Here is a 699-nt window from a genome sequence, read left to right as displayed (position 1 = left end):
AGTGCAGGAGAGTAAACCCATTTTTGAGCTTTATCTGCTCCACGGCCAGATCAGATACCGCCTGGATCTCCCAGCGGAGGAGCTCCAGCTGGATATGACAAAGCGGAGCCTTGGGATCGAGGACTTTGCCCAGGCTGCCATCTACCAGACCAGGTGTGAGATGGAGCCTCTGGCCGGCCTCCTCCCTATGGACTGTGTCAGCGTGGAGAGCGCCAACGAACTGGCGCGGACGATCCGGGAGATGCCAGACGGCGACCTGCTGAAATACCTGGCGGTCCTGTCGGTAGAGCCGCCAGCGGACTTCCCTGGCGCCCTGCGCCTTGCTCTGGAGTTGGACGACTATGAGCGGATCACCGAGGGAAGCTATGAATACGGACAGTCTGTACTCCGGCGTATCGGAGCGGATGAAGAGCTGATCAGCGTCATAGACGGCTATATGAATTTCGAGCAGTTTGGTGAGGACTCCATGAAAGAGGACGGCGTCCGTCAGACGGAGTTCGGCCTGGTGCGCCGCCTGAGCAGCCCTTTTGACGGACAGACGCCGCTCCAGCAGGTATTCTGAGCGGGAGGTGGCCATGGGAAAGAAAAATACCGACTGTGAGTATTTCAACCGCCGCCAAGGGGGTGTGGAATGAGCGGGAAGAAACGGAGGTGGCCCGCGGAGACCAACCTTGCCGCCCTGAAGACGCTGGCTCACAC

Annotated in this window: 1 protein-coding gene; it reads left to right on the top strand. The window is 59.5% G+C overall.

The genetic code is table 11. The annotated features are described in order from the left end of the window. Positions 1–562: DUF6329 domain-containing protein (locus tag RX395_RS09805; protein ID WP_316367288.1), on the top strand; the 562-nt coding region annotated here is incomplete at its 5' end. Between the last annotated feature and the right edge of the window lie 137 nt (positions 563–699).

The sequence above is a fragment of the Collinsella aerofaciens genome (assembly GCF_032584215.1).
GTDB lineage: Bacteria > Actinomycetota > Coriobacteriia > Coriobacteriales > Coriobacteriaceae > Collinsella.
This window is presented reverse-complemented; position numbering and strand designations above follow the sequence as displayed.